Origin of the sequence: Shinella sp. (assembly GCF_035998705.1) — a bacterium.
GTDB lineage: Bacteria > Pseudomonadota > Alphaproteobacteria > Rhizobiales > Rhizobiaceae > Shinella.
Map to the genome: position 1 here is coordinate 203,034 of NZ_DASYHH010000027.1, position 20,720 is coordinate 223,753.

Genomic DNA, 20,720 nt, shown 5'->3' on the forward strand with positions numbered 1-20,720 from the left:
TGTCTTTCCTCACTCTGCCGCAATGCCGGCAGGGCTTGCGCCGGCCGCCGATGCCGCCTCGATGGACTGGGCGATGATGCGCAGGCCGAGGTCGATCTCGTCTTCGGAAATCGTCAGCGGCGGCGCGATGCGGAACACGCCGCCCATGCCGGGCAGCTTGACGATGTTCATGCTGAGCCCGCGGCGGAAGGCTTCCGCGGCGATCCGGCTGCCAAGCTCATGGTCGGAACCGCCGCTGCCATCAGGCTTGACGATCTCGACGCCGAGCATCAGGCCGCGGCCGCGCACGTCGCCGACGCATTCGAAGCGCGACTTCAGCTGCGACAGCCCTTCGAAAAGCCGGCCGCCGATATGGCGCGCGCGCTCGACGAGCCCCTCTTCCTCGACGACGTCGAGCACGGCCAGCCCGATTGCCGCCGGCAGCGGATCGGAGACATGCGTGGTGTAGAAGAGGTAGCCCCGCTCATGCGCCGTGTCCTCGATCTCCGCGGTCGTCATCACCGCCGAAAGCGGCAGGCCGGCGCCGATCGTCTTGGAGAGCGTCAGGATATCCGGCGTCACGCCGTCGCGCTGGAAGGCGAACATGGTGCCCGTCCGGCCGACACCGGTCTGCGCCTCGTCGAGGATGAGCAGCATGCCGCGCTCGCGGCATTTTTCCTTCAGCGCAGCGAGATAGCCGAGCGGCAGTTCGAGCAGGCCGCCGCTCGACAGGATCGGTTCGGCGATGAAGGCAGCGAGGCTGCCGACGGACTGGCTGTCGATCAGCCCGAACGCGTCGTCGAGCTCCGTTTTCCAGTCGAGGCTACCATCCGCATGGCGAAAGCGCGGGCGAAAGGTGTTCGGCGCGGGAATGGTCAGCGAACCGACCATGGCCGGGCCGTAGCCCTTGCGGCCGGCGCTGTAGGTCGCCGAACTCGCCGCGCCCGTCATGCCGTGCCAGCTCTTGGAGAAGGCGACGATCTCGTGCCGGCCGGTGACGAGCTTGGCCATGCGGATGGCGGCTTCGTTGGATTCTGCCCCGGTCGATAGCAGCATGACCCGGTCGAGACCCGGCGCCAGCGCCGCCAGGCGCTCGGCGAGTTCCACCACGGGACGCGACAGCATGCCGGAGAAGAGATGCGCGACCTTCGCCATCTGGCGCTGCACGGCGGTGACGATCTTCGGATGGGAATGGCCGAGCAGCGCGCTCATCTGGCCGGAGGTGAAGTCGAGGATCGGCCGGTTGTCCGCGTCATAGACGAAGGAGCCCTCGGCGCGCTCGATGATGGCGGGGTCGAAACTGCCGCCGTAGCGGATGAGATGCTTTCGAGCGGCTGCCCAGAAGGCGGGATCCTGATTGTTTGACATGTGAGCCTCCAATGTCTGTGAAAAAACGGTAGCCGCTGGCGTCATCTGTGTAAAATTGATAGTTCTTTAATTCGGATATAAGGAAAACTGATATGCATGGTCCGCTCGATCTCCGCCTGCTCATCACCTTCGTGCACGCCGCCCATTCCGGCTCGCTCAGCGCCACCGCAGTGCAGGTCGGGCGCACGCAATCGGCGGTGACGATGCAGATGCAGCGGCTGGAGGAGATGCTCGGCCAGAACCTGCTGCACCGCAGCGGCAGCGGGGTCCGGCTGACGGGCAGCGGCGAGCGTTTCCTCGCCTATGCCGAGCGCATCCTGAAAATGCACGACGAAGCGGTCTCCGCCTTTTCCGACAAGGGCCTGCACGGCTCCATCGTCTTCGGCAGCCCGGAAGACTACCTGCTGTCCTTCTTCCCGATGCTCCTCAAGAGTTTCGGCACCCGCTATCCGGATGTCGAGATCAAGGTCGTATCGGCACCGACGGTCGAACTGCGCGGGCTGCTGCAATCGCGCAAGGTCGATCTGGCTCTGGTTTCGACCCCCAACCTGAACGACGTCGACAATGTCGTGCGCACCGAACCCCTCGTCTGGGTCGGCAGCAAGCCGACGCTCGAACTGCACGATTTCGGCGATACGGTGCCGCTGGCACTGCCGGCATCGAACGCCATGGATCACCGCGCGGCCTGCGAAGCGATGGCGCGGGCGGGCCTGCGCTACAAGATCTCCTATGCCAGCAACAGTCTCGCCGGGCTGATCGGCCTTGCCCGCTCCGGCCTTGCCATCTGCGTCATGACGCAGGAGGCGGTGCCGCCGGATCTGCACATCCTCAATGCGCCACTGCCGCACCTGCCGCATCTCGGCATGCTGATCGTCTTTGCGGAAGGCGACCGCTCGCCCGCCGTCACCACCTTCGCCGATCACATCCGCGCGACGCTGCCCACGCTTTAGCCGGCTGCGACGAGACTTCTCCCGCCGCAGCCGTCGGAGCAGAACCTATTTCTCGAAATAGGTCGGCTTGCCGTCCTCGCCTTTTTTCCATTCGTAGATGACGTAGTCCGGGCGGGTGATGTCGCCCTTGGCGTCATAGCCGATCTCGCCCAGCGCCGTGGCCCAGGGTCCGCCCGCCTTGATGGTTTCGGCGACCTTCTGCGCGTCCTCGGCCGAGCCGGTCTTCTCGATGGCAGCGGCGACGATCTGCACGGCGATGTAGGAGTAGAGCGTATAGGCCTCCGGCTCGAAGCCCGCGGCACGGAAGGTGTCGACCACCTCTTTCGCCGTCGGGTTGCGGCGCGGATCGGGAGCGAAGGTGTTCAGCGTGCCGATGACCGCATCGCCGGCGATCTGCGCCAGTTCGCTCGACACCATGCCGTCACCGGAAAACAGCGTGGCCTTCAGCCCCTGGTCGGCGGATTGGCGCATGATCAGGCCGGCTTCGGTGTGCAGGCCGCCGAAATAGATCAGCGTCACGCCGGCATCCTTCATCTTGGCGATGAGCGCGGAAAAATCCTTCTCGCCGCTGGTAATGCCTTCATAGAGCACGTCGCCGATGCCGTGTTCCTTCAGCGTCTGGCGCGCCACGTCGACGAGTCCCTGACCATAGGGTGTCTTGTCGTGCACGATGGCGATCTTGGCATCCTTGAAGTTCGCGGCGATATATTCGCCCGCCACCTTGCCCTGCTGGTCGTCGCGCCCACAGGTGCGGAAGGTGTTCCACAACCCGCGCTCGGTGAATTGCGGGTTCGTCGAGGCGGGCGTGATCTGCAGCACGCCGTTTTCCGCATAGACCTCGGAAGCCGGGATCGAGACGCCGGAATTGAAGTGACCGACGACATAGTGGATGCCGTCGGCGACGAACTTGTTGGCGACGGAAATGCCCTGCTTGGGGTCGGACACGTCATCGCCGATGACGACCTTCAACTGTTCGCCAAGCACGCCGCCGGCGGCGTTGATATTGGCGACGGCCTGTTCCGCGCCCTTGACGAACTGCGCGCCGAAGGCCGCGTTCGGGCCGGTGATGGGACCGGCGACGCCGATCAGGATATCGGCTTTGGCATTGGCCGCAAAAATCGTAAGCGACGTAAGGACGACCGAGGACAAGAGTAGTTTCTTCATTTGATGCGCTCCCAGTATGGCTGCGGGCGTTGATGACACTTTGCTGCGGCGCCCACGGATTGACGCAGAAAGCCATCCGGCGCGCGCGAAGCGCGCCGGGTTTCCGTCCCGATGATGCTGGACGGTGTGTGGTCGCCGGGTGTGTTCCCTTGTTCTTATGCCGCCGACCGTTCTCTAGGTTTCGTCAGGTCAGGCGGGGATCTCCACCGCTATCGCCGTCGCCTCGCCGCCGCCGATGCAGACGGAGGCGATACCGCGTTTCAGCCCCCGCAGTCGCAGCGCATTGACCAGCGTGACGATCACCCGGGCGCCGGAAGCGCCGATCGGATGGCCGAGCGCGCAGGCGCCGCCGTTCACATTCACCCGGTCCGGCGCGAGCCCCAGTTCCCGGATCGCCGCCATCGGCACGACGGCGAAGGCCTCGTTGATCTCGAAGAGGTCGACATCGCCAATCTCCCAGCCGACGCGCCGGCAGAGCGCCCGGATCGCACCGATCGGCGCGGTCGGAAAGAGGTTCGGCGCGTCCGCATAGGTGGCGTGGCCGCGGATCACCGCCAGCGGCGGAGTGCCCTTTTCATCCGCCGCCGACCGGCGCATCAAGACGAGCGCCGCCGCGCCATCCGAAATCGACGAGGCATTGGCCGCCGTCACCGTGCCGCCCTCGCGAAAGGCCGGCTTCAGCAGGGGGATATTGTCGGGCCGCGCCTTCTGCGGCTGCTCGTCCTGGCTGACGGTCCGCTGCTTGGCGCCCGAGCCGATGGTCAACGGCGCGATCTCGTCGGCAAAGCCACCCTCGGCGTCCGCCTTCTGCGCCTTCTCCAGCGAGGCGATGGCGTAGTCGTCCTGTGCGGTGCGGCTGAACTGGTAGGCCTCGGCGCAATCCTCCGCAAAGGTGCCCATCAGCCGCCCCTTGTCATAGGCGTCCTCCAGGCCATCGAGGAACATATGATCGAGCGTCCGCTGGTGCCCCATGCGATAACCCTGCCGCGCCCGGTCGAGCAGATAGGGGGCGTTGCTCATGCTCTCCATGCCGCCCGCAACCACTATGGCAGCGGAACCCGCCTGGATCAGGTCATGCGCCAGCATGGCGGCCTTCATGCCCGAGCCGCACATCTTGTTGACGGTCGTCGCACCCACGCCAAACGGGATGCCGGCGCCGATGGCCGCCTGGCGGGCCGGCGCCTGGCCTAGGCCTGCCGTGAGCACGCAGCCGAACACGACCTCGTCGACATCAGCCGAGGCGATGCCGCCGCGCGCAAGGGCAGCACCGATGGCGGCGGCACCCAGCTCGGGCGCGGAAAGATCCTTCAAATCGCCCTGGAAACCGCCGAGCGGGGTTCGGGCCTGGCCGACGATGACCACCGGGTCCTGATTGTTCATGCGATCCTCCTTCCCATGGCCGGCCTCACCGCGGCGCCATGCGCAAAGCTCCATCGAGGCGGATGACCTCGCCGTTGAGCATCGTATTCTCACAGATATGTTTTACCAGCGCGGCATATTCCGACGGCCGGCCGAGGCGCGGCGGAAAGGGCACGCTTGCGGCCAGCGTGTCCTGCACATCCTGCGACATGCCGGCCATCATCGGCGTCTCGAAAATGCCGGGTGCGATGGTCACCACGCGAATGCCGAAGCGCGCCAGCTCGCGCGCCACCGGCAGCGTCATCGCGGCCACCCCGCCCTTCGACGCTGCATAGGCCGCCTGGCCGATCTGCCCGTCGAAAGCGGCAATCGAGGCCGTGTTGACGATCACCCCGCGCTCGCCAAAACCGTCCGGCTCCTCCTCGGCCATGACCGCTGCCGCAAGCCGCACCATGTTGAACGTGCCCACCAGGTTGATGGTGACGGCGCGGGCAAAACTGTCCAGCCCGTGCAGACCGTTCTTGCCGAGGATCTTTTCACCGGGCGCGATGCCGGCGCAATTGACCAGGCCGTGCACATGGCCAAAGACCTCCTTGGCATAGGCGAGAGCGGCGGTGGCATCAGCCGCGTTCGTCACGTCCGTCTGGCGGAACCGCACGTTTTCGCCGAGCTCGATAGCCAGCGTCTCGCCGGCCTCACCGTTGACATCGAGCCCCAGCACGCTTGCGCCTTCCTCGGCCAACATGCGCGCGACGGCGGCACCGAGCCCGGAACTCGCGCCCGTGACGACGAAGACGCGGCTCTTCAGTTCCATGCGTTCCTGCTCCCAACCGTTTCAGGCAGGATGATGCGGCGGCAAAATATGGTATGCAATGACCGAAGATCGCAGTTTTCGTGATCGCTTTTGCCATAGTTCTAGGACGGGACAGTCACCATGGAACGCCGCATGATCGCCCCGTGTTTCATGGACGACACGCTGGAATGCCTGCAACGCCATGGCGTGGCGGCCGCGCCGCTACTGGCCCAGGTCGGCCTGGCGCCCGTCATCACCGGCCCCATCCCGGCCGAACAATATGGCGCGCTCTGGCATGCCGTGGCCCGGACGATGGACGACGAGTTCTTCGGCGAGGGCGCGCGCCCGATGCGCGCCGGCAGCTTCGCCCTGCTGTGCCACGCCATCCTGTCGACCGTGACGCTCGAACATGCCCTTCGACGCGCCCTGCGTTTTCTCCGGGTGGTGCTCGACGATCCGCATGGCGAACTGGTGGTCGAAAAGGGGCTGGCGCAGATCGTGCTGAAGGATAGCGGCGCCATGCGCTCTGCCTTTGCCTACCGCACCTTCTGGATCATCGTGCATGGCGTCAATTGCTGGCTGGTCGGGCGGCGCGTGCCGATCCGCTGGGTCGATTTCCGTTGCAGCGCGCCGCCCGCCGGCACCGATTACCGCCTGTTCTTCGGCGCGCCCGTGCGGTTCGACCAGCCCGAGACGCGGCTCGTCTTCGATGCCGAATTCCTGAAGCTGCCGCCGATCCGCGACGAGCGGGCGCTGAAGGATTTTCTGCGCCATGCGCCGGCAAACATCCTCGTGCGCTATCGCCACGACCTGGGCCTCTCCGCCGCCATTCGCGCGCGGCTGCACGCCACGCCGCCGGCCGCCTGGCCGAGTTTCGAAGTGCTGGCCGGCCGCATGCGCATTGCCGCGCCGAGCCTTCGGCGGCGCCTGCGGCTGGAGGGCGAGACCTATCGCTCGATCAAGGACGACCTGCGCCGGGCGCTCGCCATGGAGGCGCTCGCCGATGGCCGCACGAATGTCGCCGAGCTTGCCGCCGACCTCGGTTTTTCCGAACCGAGCGCCTTTTATCGCGCCTTCCGCAAATGGACGGGCAAATCCCCGGCCCTCTTCCGGCGCGGCTTTCAGAGAAGTTCGGCCGGGTAAGCCATTTGGCGGGTTGACTTGCCAAAGCATTTACGTTGATATCAACGTCATCTTACATAGGCTATTTTCCATGTGAACAAAACATCGACAACGAGGAGCCGATCATGAAAATCGTGACCAGCCTGAGCTTCCAGGGACAGTGCCGCGAAGCCTTCGAATTCTACGCCAAGGTTCTCGGCGGCAAGATCACCGCGGCCATGGAATATGGCGACGCGCCGCCGGACATGCCGATCAGCGATCCCAAATACAAGACCTGGCTGATGCACTGTTGGCTTGAGGTCGGCGACCAGGCGCTGATGGGCGCCGACATGGACGTCGCCTGGGCGCCCAATGTCGACAAGCCCAAGAACGGCTTCGACGTCACCCTGCACACCACGGACAAGGCCGAGGCCAAGCGCTGGTTCGATGCGCTTGCCGAAGGGGGCAAGGCGATCATGCCGTTTTCCGAGACCTTCTGGTCGCCCGGCTTCGGCTCGCTCGTCGACAAGTTCGGCGTCCCGTGGATGATCAACAGCATCCCCTCGGGCGACTGGCGGCCGGGCCAGGCCTGACCCTTCCAAGCATGCGGCAACGGGGATTGCGGCGGTGGCCAAGCCACCGTCGCATGAAGCGCCGTCAGGGCGAGAGATACGGCATCACTTCGACAGCGCCGCGATAGATCATGTCGAGCGAGACGTAGAGGATGATCGCGAGACCGACATAGGCTATCCAGCGGTGCTTGTTGAGCAGGCGGGCGATGAAGTTCGCCGCGATGCCCATCAGCGCGATGGAGAGCGCGAGGCCGACGATCAGCACGCTCGGATGTTCGCGGGCAGCACCGGCGACGGCAAGCACGTTGTCGAGCGACATGGACACGTCGGCGACGACGATCTGCGTGGCAGCCTGGAAGAAGGTTTTTCGCGGGGCGCCTTCGACATGCACGCCTTCCTCGCCATTGTGGCCGGCATGCAGTTCGCGCCACATCTTCCAGCAGACCCAGAGCAGCAGCAGGCCGCCGGCGAGCAGAAGCCCGATGATCGCCAGCAGGTGCACGGCCACCGTGGCGAAGGCGATGCGCAGCAGCGTTGCCGCGATGATGCCGACGAGGATCGCCTTCTTGCGCTGCGCCGGCTCCAGTCCCGCCGCCGCAAGGCCGATGACCACGGCGTTGTCGCCAGCGAGAACCAGGTCGATTGCGATGACCTGCAAAAGCGCCGTCAGACCGGCCGATGTAAATATATCCATGCGTCCCCCCTCAGATATGCGTCGACTGCGGGGTGTGCCGTTCGGGGTGTCTTTCCGCCCGCGCGACTCCTCAGCTGTTTTCGATCAGTACAGCGTCAGCTTTGTGTTTTGCAAGGTCCAGCAGCGCGAGCGGCGCCGGGCTTCCGGCTGAACCGCCGAACGCGTCGAGCGACCGGTTTGCCGTCGCCTCAATAGGCGACGACGCGGTTGTCGTTCGGATCGGCCCATTTGGTGTTCGGGACGACGGAGAACCAGCCGGGACGGGAGGGATCGCGATCATAGGGATAGCCACCGAGCGTCTTGTGGAGGTCGGCATATTTCCCGAGCTTGTCGCGGTCGAGCTCGACGCCGAGCCCCGGCGCCGTCGGCACCTTGATGGCGCCGTTCTCGTAACGCATCGGCCCGCCGACGATGATGTCGTCGGTGAGCTGGTGATAATGGGCGTCCGCGTGGAAGACGAGGTTCGGCAACACCGCGCCGAGATGCAGCATGGTGGCGAGTTGGATGCCGAGTTCGCCGGACGAATGCACGGCGATGCCGAGCTGGAAGGTCTCACACACACCCGCCGCTTTCACACAGGGCCGGATGCCGCCCCAGAAGGTCGTGTCGAGCAGGATGACGTCGACCGCGGGGTTGAGGATGTTGGCGGCGAGCTGCTCGAAGTTGATCACCACCGTGTTGGTGGCAAGCGGCATGGACGTGTTCTCGCGCACCCGGCGCATGCCGTTCAGGCCCCAGGTCGGGTCCTCGTAATAGTCGTTGTTGAGATCCTCGATGCCCTTGGCGAAGCGGATCGCCTCCTCGACGCTGAAGCCCGCATTGGGATCGTAGCGCACGCTGTCGGACCCGAGCGCCTTCGCCCAGGCGCGAAAGACCTCCAGCTCGTAATCGGGCGGGAAGACGCCGCTCTTCAGCTTGTGCGTGGTGAAGCCGCATTTTTCCTTGAGTGTCAGGGTCTGCTCGATGAGCTGGTCGGCGGTGCGCGTCTCACCCTCGCCGGTATCCTTGTTGGGCAGGCGGAAGAACATGTAGCTGGCGAAGGGAACGACATCGCGCATCTTGCCGCCGAGAATGTCGCAGACCGGCACGCCGAGGAACTTGCCCATAATGTCCAGACACGCGAACTCGATCGCCGCATGCATCTGCGTGCGGTTGTTGTAGAGACTGGCGGTCGGGTTGCAGATCATGAAGCGGAGGTTTTCCAGCTCGAAGGGGTCATGCCCGACGAGATAGGGTTTCAGCGCCCGGAACGCCGCCTCGGCGCTTTCCCCGCCGCCGCCCATCTCGCCGAGGCCGATGATGCCGACATCCGTCTCCACCTCGACGATGGTGCGCACGAACCGCCCCCAATGCGCGCCGTTGGAATGGCGCAGCGGCGCCTCGAGCGGCACGGTGACGGTGGTGGCGCGGATATCGGTGATTTTCGGTCGCTTCATGGGAGGCTCCAATGCAGTCTTCTGTTGGGAACGGCCGGGCATGACGCCGGCTAGCTGATCATCCGGGTCATCTCGTCGACGCTGATCTCGCTGGCGGGCAGATCGGCGATCTTCTCGCCCCGCGCCATCGCGACGATGCGGTCGGAAATCGGGTGGATGTGGTGCAGGTTATGGCTGATGAAGATGGAGGTGACGCCGAGCCCCTTCAGCTCCACGACATGGTCCAGCACCTTGTTGGTCTCCTTGACCGAGAGGTGGTTGGTCGGCTCGTCGAGGATCAGCACCTTCGAGCGGAAATGCATGGCCCGCGCGATCGCCACACCCTGGCGCTGGCCGCCGGACAAGGCCTTCACCGGTGTATCGGCTCCGCGCAGATGCAGGCCGACGCCGCGCAGGCCCTCCATGGCCTCGCGCGCCATCTTCTCCCGGTCGACGATGCCGAAGCCGGGCCGGCCGAACTTCAGTGGCTCGCGGCCGATGAAGAAGTTCTGCGCGATCGACATTTCCGGCACCATGGCCGTGTACTGGTAGATCGTCTCGATGCCGAGCCCCATCGCCACCTCGGGGCCGGTGATGGAGACGCTTTCGCCCTCGATGAAGATCTCGCCCTTGTCCTGCGTGTGCACGCCCGACAGGATCTTGATCAGCGTCGACTTGCCGGCGCCGTTGTCGCCGACGAGGCCGATCACCTCGCCGCGCGCGGCATGGAAATCGACATTCTTGAGGGCATGCACGGCGCCGTACCATTTTTGCAGGCCGACGCATTTGATGATCGGCTCTTCGGCCGGATTGACGGCAGCGTTCATGGTCTTACCCCTTCATGCCTTCGGCTTTCAGCCGGGTCTGCGTGTTGAGGACGACCGCCACCACGATCATGGCGCCGACGGCGAACATGAACCAGTTGGCATTGACGCCGCTGAGGATGAGGATGTTCTCGATCATCGCGATCAGCAGCGTGCCGACGACCGCGCCGAGGATGGAGCCGACCCCGCCGGTGAGCGCCACGCCGCCGATGACGGCTGCGGCGATCGCCTGCATTTCCAGGCCCGTACCGAGGTTCGGCACGATCACCTTGACGCGAAAGCTCTGGATGATGCCGGCAAATCCGGCGAGCGTGGCGCACAGCATGAAGCAGGCCATCTTCACCCGCTCGGTCTTGATGCCCATGTCGCGCGCGGCCTGTGGATGGCCGCCGGTGGCAAAGATCCAGTGGCCGAAATCCATGCGGCGCAGCACGAAGCCGAGCGCGAGCGCAATCGCGATCATGTAGAGCAGCGAGACGCGCGGCGTGACGAGCCCGAGATCGAGCCGTCCGACCAGCCAGGACACGTCGAGTTCCCGCGGAAAGATCGGCGGGAAACCGCCGGCCAGCACGACCGCAAGGCTGCGCGCCATGAACAGCATGCCGAGTGTGGCGATGAAGGACGGGATCTTGAGCTTCAGCGTGATCAGGCCGTTGCCGAAGCCGATCAACGCGGCGATCAGGAGACCGACCAGGATCGCGGCCGCCGTCGGCCAGCCGTTCTGCATCAAGAGCACCGTGACCATCGGCGACAGGCCGAAGACGGAGCCGACGGAGAGGTCGAACTCGCCGGCGATGATCAGGATGGTGATGCCCATCGCGACGATCGCGATTTCCGGGATCGGTTGCAGATAGACGGTCATGTTGCCGGTCGTGAAGAACCGGTCGTTCAACACGCTGAACACGACGAGCAGCGCGAGGAAGATCAGCAGCGCTGCCATTTCCGGCCGTGCCATCAGGTTGCGGACACTGGGTTTCATACTCTCTGGCCTCGAAAAGAGCCTCCCGCCCAAAGGACGGGAGGGCATGAAAAGGACTGGCTCAGCGCACGCCCATCGACATGAATTTTTCCACTTGCTCCAGGTCCTTCGGCTCCACCACGGCCTTGCCGGTATTGACGTCGAAGGCGCTGAGGCCGAACTTCTTCATCATCGCGAGCTGGAGGATCGGCAGGTAACCCTGGTAATAGGGCTGCTGGTCGATGGTGATGTCGACGTAACCCTTCTTCATCTCGTCGAGCACGACGGGCACCAGGTCGAAGGTCGCCATGTGCAGCTGGCCGGGCTTGATGCCGAGGTCACGCAGGCATTCGCCGGCGCCCGCACCCCAGAAACCGGCATCGACATAGGCATTGGTCTCGGGCTTGCCCTGGACATATTGGCAGATGCGCGAAGCGGTGACGGAAATGTCGTTGGAACTGTCGATCACCTCGTAGCTGATCTGACGGTTCGGCTCGGCGGCCTTCACCTCGTCGAGGAATTTCCTGGCGCCGCCGATGCGCGCTTCCGCCCAGCTTTCGCCCGGCCGCGACAGGCCCAGCAGCGCATGCACCGGCTGCTCCGCCGGGATTTTTGCATAGAGCCCCTTCATCAGCACGTAGCCGGCCTCGAAAAGGTCCTGCCCGACGAAGGCGTTGCGCGCATTGCCGGCCGCACCCTGGCTGTCGTCGACATTGGCGGTGATGACCGGAATGCCCTTGTCGACCGCCTTCTTGATCGTCTCGTCATAGAGGTCGTCATTGACGATGACGGTGACGATGCCGTCCACGCCCTGCTCCACGACCGTATCGAGGTTCTGCAGGTGCTTTTGCAGGTCGCCGTTCGGCGTGGTGAAGATGAGCTGGCACTCTGCCTCGAACTGGGCGCAGGCATCGTCCATGCCCTTCTTGATCGACTGCCAGAAGCTGTTGTCGATGCCCGTCTGGGTGAGATACACGAATTTCGGATTCTCCTGCGCCACGGCCGCACTCGCCGCCAAACACGCCACGCCAAGGGCCAGTGCGGCCAGCGATCTCTTCATCATTTCAATTCCCTCCCAGGTTTTTTTCACAAGGCGCTCTCGGTGTGGTGCCTGCTGCGGAGCGCGTGGCGCGGCAGGCCGTTGCGCAGGCTGGTCGCGCGCTAGCGCGCCTCCCCCAGCACGCGGAGGATTTCGTAGCAGGCGCCGAAGGGGTGGTAGTCGGTCTTGCCCGGCGGGCTCTTGATGTCGCTCTGCTTGACGCCGTCAGGCGAGAGGATGCGGAACCAGCAGCCGTAATCATGATCGACCAGATGCCGCCAGCTGTAGCGCCAGAGCCGATCGTAATCCTGCCAGTAGCGCTCCTGCCCCGTCCGTTCGGCAAGGCCGGCCGCAGCCGCCACCGTCTCGCAATGGACCCAGTGATATTTGTCGAGATCGTACAGCTTGCCGTCCGGGCCATAACTGTAATGCATGCCGCCGAACTCGAGATCGGCACTTTTTGCCAGCGCGGTTTCATAGAGCAGGATCGCCTGCGGCAGGATCCAGTCGCGCGCGCGGTAGCGTTCCAGAATTAGCAGCAGCTTCGTCCATTCCGTCATGTGGCCCGGCAGGTAGCCGTAGGGGCGGAAGAGGTGTTTGGGATCGTCCTTGTTGTAGTCCCAGTCGACCGACCAGTCCTCGCCGTAATGTTCCCAGACGACGCCTTGCGCGGTGGCGGCAAGCTCGACGCAGATGCGCCGGCCCAGCGTTTCGGCGCGGTCGAGATAACGCGCCTCGCCGGTCGCCTCGTAAGCCGCCAGCATCGCCTCGGTCATGTGCATGTTGGCGTTCTGGCCGCGATAGCGCGAGACCGTCTGCCAGTCGCGGCTGATCTCGTCCTTGTAGAGTTCGCGCTCCGGCTCCCAGAAGCGGCTTTCGAGCAGGTCCCAGGTCTGCGCAACCCTTTCCGCCATGCCGGGAATGCCGGCCTTCATGGCGGAGGCATAGGCGAGCAGGACGAAGGCGTGGCCGTAACAATGCTTCGTGGTGTCCACCACCTCGTGGCCGTGCATCAGCCAGAAATAACCACCGTGATCCGGGTCGCGGTGAACCTCGTCGAGATATCTGACACCGTGCGCGGCGGCCTCCGCGAAGTCCTGTCGCTTGAAGAGGATTGCGGCGGTCGCATAGTTGAAGATGAAGCGCGTGGTGGAGACGAGGTGCTGCGTCTTGCGATCGGTGATGAAGCCGTCGTCGCGATATTCGTTGTAATAGCCGCCGTCTTCCGTGTTCAGGCAGGACGGATGGTAGAAATCCATGATCTCGCGCATATGGCCGAGCAGGAACGTCTTCGAGCGGAAATCGGGAAACGGTTTCATGACGGGCCTCCGGTCAATCTGGAATGATGATGCCGAGCTTGGAGAGAACGCCGCCGTCGATCTTGACGTCGGCGCCCGTGATGAAGCGGGCCTTGTCGCTGGCGAGGAAGGCGACCAGCTCGGCGACTTCGGAGGCCTTGCCGACGCGGCCGAGCGGATGGCCCCGGCCCCAGGCGTCGAGCGTCGCCTCGGCCGTGCCCTCGCCCTTCCAGACATCGGCGGCCCAGCGCAGCATCGGCGTGTCGATCGAGGCGGGGCAGACGGCGTTGACGGTGATGTTGTCGTCCGCGTGGTCGAGCGCCATGGCGCGCACCAGCGCGTTGATCGCGCCCTTGCTCGCCGTATAGGCGGCGACGCCGGTCTGCGAGGCATAGGCCTGCACGGAGGAGATCGCGACGATCGCCCCGCCGCCGCGCTTCTTCATTTCGGGGATGGCGAATTTGGCGGCGAGGAATATGCCCTTCAGGTTGATGTCGAGCACATCGTCCCAGACGTCCACCGGCGTATCGACCACGGTGCCGTAGCGCTGGATGCCGGCGCAGCAGGCGAGCACGTCCATGCCGCCATGCCGCGAGACAGCCGCAGCGACCGCCGCCTGCATGTCGGCCTCGTTGCGCACATCGCCGACGAAGCCCGCCGCATTGGCGCCGATCGCCGCGACGGCCTCGTCGACCGAGGCCTTGTCGTTCGCCACGATCATCACCTTGCCGCCGCCTGCCGCAAAACGCTCGGCACAGGCACGGCCCATGCCGAGGCTGCCGCCGGTCACGACGATGCTCTTGCCGTTGAAATCCGTCATCCTGTTGTCTCCCGAAATATATCTGCGACCGCGCCGAACCGCGGCTCGGCCACGCCCGGCCCCACGCCCTCGACTGCAAAGAGCCCACCCTCCAGCGGATGGGCCGCGAGATGCGCCTCCGTCATGGTGAAGCGGGCGGAGGTGACGTAGAGGGTGGAAAGGTTCTCGCCGCCGAAGGTGCAGCTCGTCGGCCAGCTTGCCGGGAGTTCGATCAGGTCGATGAGGCGGCCCCCGCCGTCGAAGCCTGCGACAGCCGCGCCACCGGCGACGCGGCAGTTCCAGAGGGTGTCGTTCGCATCGAGGCAGGAGCCGTCCGGCAGGCCGCGCGCGAACCCGGCGACGATGGTCCGACGGTTGCCGATCCGCTGCCTGGCCTGCTCATGGTCGAAGAGGTAGATTTCATTCGCCAGCGTATCGGCGAAGAAGAAGCGGTTGTCCCGCGTCCAGCCCATCGTGTTGGTGATGCCGTATTCGTTCGGCGTCAGCTGCGAGACCTGCCCGTCCGGAGCAATGCGGTAGACGGCGCCGGATTTGCGGTCCATGTCCTTCGGCGTGCCGTCCGCATGGAGATTGCTCTGCATGGTCGCGACCCAGAAAGAGCCGTCCGGCGCGACACGGCCCTCGTTCAGACGATTGTCCGGCAGGTCCGGCTCCGGCACGGCGAACTCTTCGAAGGCGCCGCCGGGGCTCCAGAGGCAGACGGTGCGGCGCAGGCCGACGATGAAACCGCCATTGGCGCGCAGGCCGATCGACGTCACGAAATCGGGTGTCGGCCAGGTGTCGTGGCGCCCGTTTGCCGGCTCCAGCCGATGGATGCGCTTTCCGACGATATCGACCCAGTAAAGCGCCTTCTCGCCTTTCGACCAGAGGATGCTCTCGCCGACAATGTCCTTCGCATCGAGAATGAGGGAAACCCTATAACTCATGGCAGCACCACGGATTTTATCGACGACATGTCGTCGCTGGCATTCGTCAGCGCCGCCGCCGTTTCGTCGAGGCTAAAGCGGTGCGTGATGACGGATTTCAGATCCACCAGGCCGCTTGCCGCCAGTTCGATCGCCCGCGGATAGACGCCGGCGTAGCGGAAGACGCCGTGGATCGACAGTTCCCGCTCCATGGCCGGCCAGAAATCGACCGAGGAGGCACCCGTCGGGTTGATGCCGACAAGCGCGAGACCGCCGCGGCGGCGGATGCGCGGCAAGGCGCGGGTGACCGCATTCGGCGCGCCGCTGCATTCGATGACATTGTCCACCTCGGCGATCGTTTCGTAGAGCGGATCGGCCGCGGCATCATGCGCCTCGAAACGCGGGAACCGACCGACGAGCCCGATCCGCGCCGGGTTGATGTCGGAGAGGATGATGCGCGTCGCGCCCCGTGCCGCCGCCGCCTGTCCGGCCAGCAGGCCGATGGGGCCGGCGCCGATGATCAGCACCGAACTGCCAGGCTTCATGGCGAGACGCTCCGTCGCCCAGAGGCCGACGGCGAGCGGCTCGATCAGCGCCGCCTCTTCGAAGGACAGGCTATCGGGGATGGCGAAGGTGAAATCGGCCGGGTTGACCACGCGGCGCGCGAAGGCGCCGTGATAGGGCGGCGTCGCCATGAAGACGACGTCGGGGCAGAGATTGTAGGCACCGGACCAGCATTGTGCGCAGTGGCCGCACGGCCGCTGCGGCTCGAGCGTCACGCGGTCGCCGGGCTTCAGGTGCCGCACCTCGGGCCCGGTCGCGACCACGGTGCCGGCCGCTTCGTGGCCGAGCACGATCGGCCGATCGCAGACGAGGTGGCCGATGCGGCCATGGCGGAAATAGTGCACGTCCGAACCACAGACGCCCACCGCGGCGATTTCCACCAGCACGTCATTCGGGCCTGCGACCGGCTCCGGCCAGTCCTGCATCTCGACGACGTTGGGCGCCATGAGCACGGCCGCCCGGTTGGGTTTTGAGAAGAGCGCGTTCACATCCGCCCCCGCATGCGCTTGATGCTGATGATGTTGACCATGACGGCAACGAGGATGACGACGCCGCGCACGATGCCCTGTGCAAAGGGATCGACGCCGAGCAGCACGAGGCCGTTGACGAGGGCCGCGATGAAGATCACGCCGAAGAGCGTGCCGAGCATCGTGCCGCGGCCGCCGAACAGGCTGGTGCCGCCGACGACGACGGCGGCGATGATGTCGAATTCCAGGCCCGAGGCAGCACCGCTGTTGCCCGAGCCGAGACGGCTTGCCATCAGGATGCCCGTGAGGGCCGCCAGCGCTCCGGTGATGGCGAAGACGAGGATGCGGATGCGCGCCACCGGGATGGCCGAGAGGCGCGCTGCCTCCGCATTGCCGCCGACGGCATAGACGCTGCGGCCGAATACGGTGCGCGTGGCGACGAAGCTGAAGACGGCGAACAGCACCAGCATGATGATCGCTGGCGTCGGAATGCCGAGCAGGGACCCCGCGCCAAAACGCTGGAAGCTGAAGTCCATGATGACGATCGGCACGGCATCCGACATGACCTGCGCGGTGCCGCGCAGGCCGAGCCACAGCGCCAGCGTGACGATGAAGCTCGGCACGTCGAAGAAGGCACGCAGGAAGCCGGTGAAGCAGCCGATCAGAGCGCCAAGGACGATGACCACCAATGCGGCAACGGGAAGCGGCACGCCGGATTGCGCCAGCGACGCCAACAGCACGCCGGCAAAGGCGACATGCGGGCCGACGGAAATGTCGATCTCGCCGCTGATCAAAACCAGCGTCATGCCCCAGGCGATGATGCCGACGAAGGCGGCGTCGCGCAGGATGTTGAGCTGGTTCGGCAGCGTCATGAAGTTGGACGCGAAGACCGCGAGGAAGGCATAGAGCAGAAGGATTGCGGCCAGCAGTCCGATTTCGTTGGCGCGGCCGCTCAGGAAGTGGCGCAGGTCGAACGTCTGGTAGAGTTCGGATCGGGTCTCGGCCATTCTCAATGCACTCCCTGTTCGCCGGTGGTCAGCTCGCTCAGCGTCTCCGTGCGGATCGCCTCGCCTTCGACCTCGGCCGTGATGCCGCCGCCGCGCAGGATGAGCACGCGGTCGCAGACCTCGCAGAATTCCTCGATCTCGCCGGAGACGAAGACCACGGCGAGCCCCTCCTCCGCGGCCTTGCGCATCAGTTGATAGATCTGCCGCTTGGCGCCGATATCGACGCCGCGCGTCGGCTCGTCGAGCAGCAGGATGCGCGGCGCGGCATTCAGCGCCTTGCCGATGACGACCTTCTGCTGATTGCCGCCCGAGAGATTGCCGAGCGGCTCGCTTGGATGGGCGAGCTTGATGCCGAGCGCGCGGATCGAGGCCGTCACCTTGTCGCGCATCGCAGCCCGGTCGATCACCCCGCCGCGCGACACCGAACCCCAGCTCGCCATGACGAGGTTTTCGTCGATGCCGAGCATCATCACGGCCCCTTCGCCGCGACGATCCTCCGGCGTCATGAAGATGCCGTTCGCCCGCGCCTCGCGCAGGCTCGCCGGCCTGAAATCGCTGCCGGAAAGCGTCATCGAACCGCTGTCGATGGTCCGAAGTCCTGCAATCGCCTGCAAAAGCTCCGTTCGCCCCGAGCCCAGCACGCCGGCAATGCCGAGCACTTCGCCCGCACGGATCTCGAAGCTCGCATCCTGGATGCGCGGCGCGACCTCAAGGCCGCGGATCGAGAGCAGCGGGCTGCGTTTGGCGGGCGCGGAACGCGGGGCATCGCCCTCGGCCTGCGTTGCACCCAGCAACATGTCGACGATCTGGCGGTTCGTCACATCGCCGACGGCTGTCGTCGTGATGTGACGGCCGTCGCGCATGATGGTGAGGGAATGGGCCACCCGCCGGATCTCGTCCATACGGTGCGAAATGTAGATGACGCTGGTGCCCTGCTCCGCGAGCCGGCGCACGACCCGGATCAACGTTTCCGCCTCCTGGGCGACCAGCGAACTCGTCGGCTCGTCGAGGATCAGCAGCCGTGCGCCCTGGCGCAGGGCCCGCGCGATCTCGACCAGCTGGCGCTGCGCCACGGAAATGCGCTGAACGGGCTGGCGCGGATCGAGATCGAGGCCGAGCACTTCGAGCGCCGCATGCGCCTCGCGCTCCATCGCCCGCCAATCGACACTGCCGCCGCGCTTCGGCCAACGCCCCAGAAAGACGTTTTCCGCAATCGAGAGTTCGGGAACGACGCTCAGCTCCTGGTGCACGGTGGCGATGCCAGCCTTGATGCCGTCCATCGGCGTGCGCAGCGCCACGGGCTTGCCGTCCATCAGGATGGAACCCTCGTCCGGCCGCTCGACGCCGGCGAGGATCTTCACCAGCGTCGACTTGCCGGCGCCGTTCTTGCCGAGCAGCGCGCGGACCTCGCCGCGACCGATGGCGAAATCCACGTCGCTGAGCGCGACGACGCCGGGATACGCCTTGGATATGCCGTGCATATGGACGAGCGGTTCAGTCATGGAAGCCATGCCGTTCAGATTGGAAAAGGAGGGCCGCAATCGGGCGGCGGCCCTCAGTCCATGGCGCCTGAGCGCCTCAGGGGATGCCGTCGGGCCGGGCTTCCAGCCAGGCCTTCACCTTGTCGAGATCGGATGACAGGAACATCTCGGTCGGCACGATGGTGAGATAGGTGTCGATCGCCTCGCCCTTGATGGCCTTCAGCGCCATCGCGACGGAATCCTTGCCCATCTGCTGCGGCTGCTGGCCGTTCGTGGCGATCAGCGTTTCCGGCGCATTGATCAGGTATTGCGCGAGTTGCACGCTGATATCGTTGCCGAAGACGACGGCCTGGCCCTGGCGGCCCGAGGCCATGATGCCCTGGATGGCGCCGATCGTGCCGTTGTCGGTGGTGGCGAACATGGCATTGATCGCCGTGTCGCCGGTCAGCATGGTCGTTGCGGTCTCCGTCGACTTGCCCGGCTCGAAGCCGGCCTGGTCGGCCGCCCATTCGACGCCCGGCACCGTCTCCTCGACCGCCTTCTTGAAGCCGGCCTTGCGCTCAACGCAGGCCTCGTAGACGTCGCAGTTCAGGATGCCGAAGCGCGGCTTGTCGATGCCCTTGCCCTTGAAATAGTCGCCGGCGACGAGACCGACCTCATAGCCAAGCTTGAACTGGTCGGTGGTGACCAGCGCCTTGACGTATTTCTTGGCGTCCTCGTCGTTGATGCAGGTGTTGTAGCAGATGACCGGAATGCCGGCCTCGGCCGCCTGCTTCACCACCGGCACCGAGGCCGTCGCGGAAACCGGCGACATGATGATCGCGCTGACCTTCGAGGCGATCAGCGTGGAGGCGAACTGCGCCTCCTTGGCGGCGTCGCCCTGGCTGTTCTGCCCGAGCAGGCGAACGCTCGAATCGCCCGCACCCGCCTCGATGCCCTTCTTGATGCCGCCATAAAAACCCTGCGCGTCGAGATAAAGCGCGCCGATCGTCAGTTCCTGCGCGCCGGCCGCGCCGACCACAAGAACCGCGAGTGCGGCAGAAGCGAAAATCCGCAAAGCGGCGGACCGTAGCCTGATGCGACTGGTCATCGATATCCTCCCAGATGTCTTTGCATTCTTGTATGCAAGATTTTTGAGGCGGTCAAGCATCGGCCCATGTATGAGTAGAAAATCGAGATTTTTCAGGCTATCCTGCGCTTCAGGAAGATTTGCATGCAAGAAAACAAAAGACGGGGACGGAATGGCGCGTGACACGAAAATCTCGGCGGCGGAGCATTGCTACCGCACGCTCTCGCGAAAGATCATCGGGCTGGAGCTGAAGCCGAACGAACCGATCGGCGAGCATGCGCTGGCCGATCTCCTGGGCGTCAGCCGCACACCGGTGCGCGAGGCGCTGTCGCGGCTGAGCGCGGAAGGGCTTGTCGACCTGCGCTCGCGGGCAGGCGTCGTCGTCGCGCCCATCCGCATGGACGCGGTGCGCACGGCGCAGTTCGTGCGCGAGCAGCTGGAGTTGGCGATCGTCGCGGAAGCCGCCCGGCAATCGAACCGGCGCATCCTGCTCGGCATCCGCCAGGCCATCGAGGAACAGGAACTGGCCATCGCCGAGGACAATCCCGACCTCTTCTTCGAATGCGACGAACGCATGCACGCGCTTTATTGCAGCCTCGCCGGGCGCGAAGGCGTCTGGAGCTTCATCTCCGACGCCAAGAAACACATGGACCGCGTCCGCCGCCTGTCCGTGCAGGCCGGCCAGCTCGACCAGCTGGTGCAGGACCATCAGGGCGTGCTGGAGGCGGTCATCGCCCGCGACCCGGAGAAGGCCCGGGAGATCATGCAGCTGCACCTGCGACGCGTCATGCTCGACCTGAGCGAGCTCGGCCGGCGGTTCGCGCCGTATTTCGAACTGAATGCGGCACGAACCGAGGAGTAGGCCGGCTTCTGTTTCTCGACCTAGGACAGTA

General features: G+C 65.2%; 20 protein-coding genes. 4 read left to right on the forward strand and 16 right to left on the reverse strand.

Features of this window, described 5'->3' with window-relative positions; all coding sequences use genetic code 11:
* Positions 1-9 precede the first annotated feature (9 nt).
* On the reverse strand, positions 10-1,347 hold the full coding sequence (locus VGN93_RS24135; RefSeq protein WP_327509536.1) for an aspartate aminotransferase family protein: 1,338 nt from the start codon (positions 1,345-1,347) through the stop codon (positions 10-12).
* A 92-nt stretch (positions 1,348-1,439) separates the two neighbouring features.
* Here VGN93_RS24135 and VGN93_RS24140 point away from each other — a divergent pair, with 92 nt between their 5' ends.
* Positions 1,440-2,297: a LysR family transcriptional regulator gene (locus tag VGN93_RS24140; protein ID WP_327509537.1), complete on the forward strand. Its 858-nt coding sequence runs from the start codon at positions 1,440-1,442 to the stop codon at positions 2,295-2,297.
* Positions 2,298-2,342: 45 nt separating this feature from the next.
* Here VGN93_RS24140 and VGN93_RS24145 read toward each other — a convergent pair whose 3' ends face one another.
* The 3 genes from VGN93_RS24145 to VGN93_RS24155 all read right to left on the reverse strand — a co-directional run bounded on the left by VGN93_RS24145 (position 2,343) and on the right by VGN93_RS24155 (position 5,634).
* On the reverse strand, positions 2,343-3,461 hold the full coding sequence (locus tag VGN93_RS24145; RefSeq protein ID WP_319313136.1) for a branched-chain amino acid ABC transporter substrate-binding protein: 1,119 nt from the start codon (positions 3,459-3,461) through the stop codon (positions 2,343-2,345).
* A 189-nt stretch (positions 3,462-3,650) separates the two neighbouring features.
* The gene (locus VGN93_RS24150) at positions 3,651-4,841 is read right to left on the reverse strand and encodes an acetyl-CoA C-acyltransferase (RefSeq protein ID WP_327509538.1); all 1,191 of its coding nucleotides are present in this window, start codon (positions 4,839-4,841) and stop codon (positions 3,651-3,653) included.
* Positions 4,842-4,866: 25 nt separating this feature from the next.
* Positions 4,867-5,634, reverse strand: a complete 768-nt coding sequence (locus tag VGN93_RS24155) for a 3-hydroxyacyl-CoA dehydrogenase (RefSeq protein WP_327509539.1) — start codon at positions 5,632-5,634, stop codon at positions 4,867-4,869.
* 120 nt (positions 5,635-5,754) lie between these two features.
* Between VGN93_RS24155 and VGN93_RS24160 the strand changes: the two genes are divergently transcribed.
* Entirely contained in the window at positions 5,755-6,756 is a 1,002-nt protein-coding gene (locus VGN93_RS24160) for an AraC family transcriptional regulator (protein WP_327509540.1), read from the forward strand.
* Between the two features lie 104 nt (positions 6,757-6,860).
* A complete protein-coding gene (locus tag VGN93_RS24165) occupies positions 6,861-7,307 on the forward strand; it encodes a VOC family protein (RefSeq protein WP_327509541.1) in 447 nt (148 codons plus the stop codon).
* Between the two features lie 64 nt (positions 7,308-7,371).
* On the opposite strand, the gene VGN93_RS24170 is transcribed toward VGN93_RS24165, so the two are convergent.
* The 12 genes from VGN93_RS24170 to VGN93_RS24225 form a co-directional block, all read right to left on the reverse strand.
* Positions 7,372-7,980, reverse strand: a complete 609-nt coding sequence (locus VGN93_RS24170) for a TerC family protein (protein WP_327509542.1) — start codon at positions 7,978-7,980, stop codon at positions 7,372-7,374.
* Positions 7,981-8,168: 188 nt separating this feature from the next.
* Positions 8,169-9,416, reverse strand: coding sequence for an enolase C-terminal domain-like protein (locus VGN93_RS24175; RefSeq protein ID WP_327509543.1), 1,248 nt, complete (start codon positions 9,414-9,416; stop codon positions 8,169-8,171).
* Positions 9,417-9,466: 50 nt separating this feature from the next.
* Positions 9,467-10,222 carry an ATP-binding cassette domain-containing protein gene (locus VGN93_RS24180; RefSeq protein ID WP_327509544.1) on the reverse strand — a complete coding sequence of 252 codons (756 nt, stop codon included), beginning with the start codon at positions 10,220-10,222 and terminating at the stop codon, positions 9,467-9,469.
* Between the two features lie 4 nt (positions 10,223-10,226).
* The gene (locus VGN93_RS24185) at positions 10,227-11,198 is read right to left on the reverse strand and encodes an ABC transporter permease (protein WP_327509545.1); all 972 of its coding nucleotides are present in this window, start codon (positions 11,196-11,198) and stop codon (positions 10,227-10,229) included.
* Positions 11,199-11,259: 61 nt separating this feature from the next.
* Positions 11,260-12,240: a sugar ABC transporter substrate-binding protein gene (locus VGN93_RS24190; RefSeq protein ID WP_327509546.1), complete on the reverse strand. Its 981-nt coding sequence runs from the start codon at positions 12,238-12,240 to the stop codon at positions 11,260-11,262.
* A 98-nt stretch (positions 12,241-12,338) separates the two neighbouring features.
* Positions 12,339-13,535 carry an AGE family epimerase/isomerase gene (locus VGN93_RS24195; protein ID WP_327509547.1) on the reverse strand — a complete coding sequence of 399 codons (1,197 nt, stop codon included), beginning with the start codon at positions 13,533-13,535 and terminating at the stop codon, positions 12,339-12,341.
* A gap of 13 nt (positions 13,536-13,548) precedes the next feature.
* A complete protein-coding gene (locus VGN93_RS24200) occupies positions 13,549-14,334 on the reverse strand; it encodes a glucose 1-dehydrogenase (protein WP_327509548.1) in 786 nt (261 codons plus the stop codon).
* On the reverse strand, positions 14,331-15,260 hold the full coding sequence (locus VGN93_RS24205) for an SMP-30/gluconolactonase/LRE family protein (RefSeq protein ID WP_327509549.1): 930 nt from the start codon (positions 15,258-15,260) through the stop codon (positions 14,331-14,333). Before VGN93_RS24205 ends, VGN93_RS24200 begins: the two co-directional genes overlap by 4 nt.
* Positions 15,257-16,291, reverse strand: coding sequence for an NAD(P)-dependent alcohol dehydrogenase (locus tag VGN93_RS24210; RefSeq protein WP_327509550.1), 1,035 nt, complete (start codon positions 16,289-16,291; stop codon positions 15,257-15,259). The genes VGN93_RS24205 and VGN93_RS24210 overlap by 4 nt, the downstream gene beginning before the upstream one ends.
* Complete coding sequence (locus tag VGN93_RS24215; protein WP_327509551.1) at positions 16,288-17,277, reverse strand: ABC transporter permease; 990 nt, start codon at positions 17,275-17,277, stop codon at positions 16,288-16,290. The genes VGN93_RS24210 and VGN93_RS24215 overlap by 4 nt, the downstream gene beginning before the upstream one ends.
* Positions 17,278-17,279: 2 nt before the next feature.
* Entirely contained in the window at positions 17,280-18,779 is a 1,500-nt protein-coding gene (locus tag VGN93_RS24220; RefSeq protein WP_327509552.1) for a sugar ABC transporter ATP-binding protein, read from the reverse strand.
* A gap of 76 nt (positions 18,780-18,855) precedes the next feature.
* Positions 18,856-19,848: a substrate-binding domain-containing protein gene (locus VGN93_RS24225; RefSeq protein WP_327509553.1), complete on the reverse strand. Its 993-nt coding sequence runs from the start codon at positions 19,846-19,848 to the stop codon at positions 18,856-18,858.
* A 151-nt stretch (positions 19,849-19,999) separates the two neighbouring features.
* On the opposite strand from VGN93_RS24225, the gene VGN93_RS24230 reads away from it, so the two are divergent.
* Positions 20,000-20,689, forward strand: a complete 690-nt coding sequence (locus VGN93_RS24230; protein ID WP_327509554.1) for a GntR family transcriptional regulator — start codon at positions 20,000-20,002, stop codon at positions 20,687-20,689.
* Positions 20,690-20,720 lie beyond the last annotated feature (31 nt).